General features: G+C 45.3%; 4 protein-coding genes. All 4 read right to left on the minus strand.

The window, feature by feature from the left end; all coding sequences use genetic code 11:
- Nucleotides 1-195 precede the first annotated feature (195 nt).
- The gene (locus D7Y06_RS24635; RefSeq protein ID WP_120410114.1) at nucleotides 196-516 is read right to left on the minus strand and encodes a hypothetical protein; all 321 of its coding nucleotides are present in this window, start codon (nucleotides 514-516) and stop codon (nucleotides 196-198) included.
- 178 nt (nucleotides 517-694) lie between these two features.
- Nucleotides 695-949 (minus strand): hypothetical protein, encoded by a 255-nt coding sequence (locus D7Y06_RS24640; protein WP_120410115.1) that lies wholly within the window; start codon nucleotides 947-949, stop codon nucleotides 695-697.
- Nucleotides 950-1,015: 66 nt separating this feature from the next.
- Entirely contained in the window at nucleotides 1,016-1,759 is a 744-nt protein-coding gene (locus D7Y06_RS24645) for a DUF6033 family protein (RefSeq protein ID WP_120410116.1), read from the minus strand.
- Between the two features lie 97 nt (nucleotides 1,760-1,856).
- On the minus strand, nucleotides 1,857-2,519 hold the full coding sequence (locus D7Y06_RS24650) for a hypothetical protein (RefSeq protein ID WP_120410117.1): 663 nt from the start codon (nucleotides 2,517-2,519) through the stop codon (nucleotides 1,857-1,859).
- Nucleotides 2,520-2,639: the final 120 nt, after the last annotated feature.

Below are 2,639 nucleotides of genomic sequence, written 5' to 3' on the forward strand. Positions count from 1 at the left end.
TGTAGGAATACTGTCTGCATTATCGACATTTAAAAACTGTGCCAATGTCTCCATAAGCTCACTGCCAGCGGACATGACATCCATCAGCCCTCCCCTTGGGTCAGTCGCCACAATGTATTTTTTACCCGAATTGCCATCTGTTTGTACCGATGTATTATTGGGGTCAAACTCAAATGATTTATCAAGTTTCTTATCCTATATACGCCAATATCCAGATATCTCATCTGAAGGTTCAATTAAATACCGCTCACTCCCTACTTTTTCAACTGGCTGCTTTGTTTCTGCCTTAAGATTATTTGTATGAAATCTTGAACCCATACTGCCCATTATGGAATATGCATCATATGCAGAAAACCTTTCTCCTGCTTTTGAATAAATGAAATTTTTACCCAAACCCTCTCTCACCATATCTGCATCTGCCATCCTGCCTGCATAGCCCGTTCCCGAACCATTCCTCTGTGCCTTCCCCATTTCACGCCATGCGGGATAACCCACTCCTATTCCATTTACACTCATCTCCAAATGTCCTCCATAATTTTTATTATTGCAGCCCCTCTGTCGTTCAGAGCCGCATCCGCTCCCTCATAATAAGTCCGAGCGGTTCATTACCTCCATGCAGACATACCGCCTAACTTCCCCTGTCAAACTTCATAACCAGCACCTCCCTTCGCTAAAATTACTGCAATCACTTTTTTCAATCCGCGCTCCCTTTATGCGGTTCCGCCGAAATGATCTCCCCCTGCACGTTGGATTCATCCAAATCCCCGTCCAGCTCATCTTCGTCAAGCTGCGGCTCCACCGCTATCGGGTCATCATCATAGACCGCCGGACTGCCATCCTCAATCTGATGCATGGCATCCGGGGCGGGGCTTCCCTGTGTGGTGCATCCGCTAATCGCAGGAATCATCATTGCCGTAATCAGTAATGCCGGTATTCTGCTGACACGCATTTTTCAAGCCCTCCGATTTCCTTTTATGTAACAGCCATATCTGAGCCGTCTGCTGCGGAATATCCCTTACGCCTTTAAATCAAAACTTGCCCCTGTGGATGATGATGTGCCTGAAACCACCTCAACAATATTCTGTGTAACGCTTTTCATATCTGTGCCAATGGCAGATACCTTGTACGTCCCTTCCATCAGTTTTTCCATATGCTCTTTTCTTTCTGCCCGACGTTCCGCTGCTTTTTCTTCCTCCGCCTTTTTCTCTGCTTGCTTTTCAGCAATTTTTTCCTTTTCTTCACGTTTCTTTCTGGCTTTTAACAGGCGTTCTTCCTCTTCCTTATACTTCTTCTGTATTTTATCAGTATTGTTATTTCCATTCCCTGTATTTGCTGTCCTCATGCCGCCACAGGATGACTGCCTGTTGCCATTGGCATCATATGTAACAGTCCTTCCGCCAAGTACGACACCATCTCTCTGCGCCCACCCATAAACCATTGAGTTTGCAGCAACTTCTCCCGACAGATTCCATTCGATTTCTTTTGCGAATTCAGGATCATTTGCCATTTTCTTCAAACAGTCATACGAAAGATTTACCGTGACTCTGCTGCTATTGCTCGGTAATACGCCGCCATTTGTGTTGAAATTTATCTGTGGAAATTTTTTGCATAGCTGTTCATAATACGCCTGCACCTTGTCTTTGCTGTTTGTTGATTTGCTTATCTTTACCTCTGTTGCCGCCCTGCCATCCGGCTTTTTCACGGCATCAGTATAATTTGCCGCATAGTTACTGTAATTGTTTGTGATCTCCATTGACATAATTTTCATCCTCCTTCAAAAAATCTTACCTACAGCCCCTCTGTCATTCGGAGCCGCCCATGCCCCCTTGCGGTAAGTCCGGGCATGATGCCCTTCATTAACCAAGCAGCGAATCACCGCCTGCCGCTGTCTCCGTCATGACATTTGCATCATAAGCATTGGATGCCGCCACCATCCGCTGCTTACTGCTCCACGCCTTTGCCAGCCTGCTTCTCTCCTGCTCCGCCTTTGCAATCTTTTCGTCCAAAAGTTCCTGCTGCTGTCTCTTAGCCTGCACCCGCTTTTCCTCCAACAGCCTCATATACTCCCGCCTTTTTTCTGCTTTTTTTACATAAAAAGCATCCTTATCTTTGGAATGAGCTGCAAATGCCGAGCCTGCCTCTTTTGCATGGTCTGCCATATAGGAATAACCTTTATACCCATTTTCATCAATGTTTATCAACGTCCCACCGCACATCTTATTGGAACTGACGGCATCCTCCCGGATGATCTTCATCATTTTGTTTTTAAATTCGCCGTCTTCCATCATTTTCCTAAAAGCCCCATCCGTTATCTGTATGGAAGTATTTGCTCCCCACGGCATGGAATTTATCTCATTCCAGATTTCTTTTTTGAAATTCTCCAGTTTTTCTGCATCCGAGGCTTCCTGTGTCTGCGCTGCCCGTTCTGTAAAACTTGCTCCACTTGCCGCATTTTTCTGCGTCCTGCCTATGTGCTGATATGCACCTATTACGGCATTGCTTACTCCTAACATACTCATAATACATTCTCTCCTTTCTTTTTCCGTCACACAATTTTATCCTGATTTTCCTGCTGCAGCATGACTGTCACATGGAACACATCCCCTTTCACTTTTATATTTACACCGCCGAAATACTTC

The sequence above is a fragment of the Roseburia sp. 1XD42-69 genome (assembly GCF_003612565.1).
GTDB lineage: Bacteria > Bacillota > Clostridia > Lachnospirales > Lachnospiraceae > Roseburia_B.

Bases quoted from the DNA above. Each gene is read 5' to 3' on its own strand.
- D7Y06_RS24635 (WP_120410114.1), bottom strand. From the start codon at position 516: ATGAGTGTAAATGGAATAGGAGTGGGTTATCCCGCATGGCGTGAAATG.
- D7Y06_RS24640 (WP_120410115.1), bottom strand. From the start codon at position 949: ATGCGTGTCAGCAGAATACCGGCATTACTGATTACGGCAATGATGATT.
- D7Y06_RS24645 (WP_120410116.1), bottom strand. From the start codon at position 1,759: ATGTCAATGGAGATCACAAACAATTACAGTAACTATGCGGCAAATTAT.
- D7Y06_RS24650 (WP_120410117.1), bottom strand. From the start codon at position 2,519: ATGAGTATGTTAGGAGTAAGCAATGCCGTAATAGGTGCATATCAGCAC.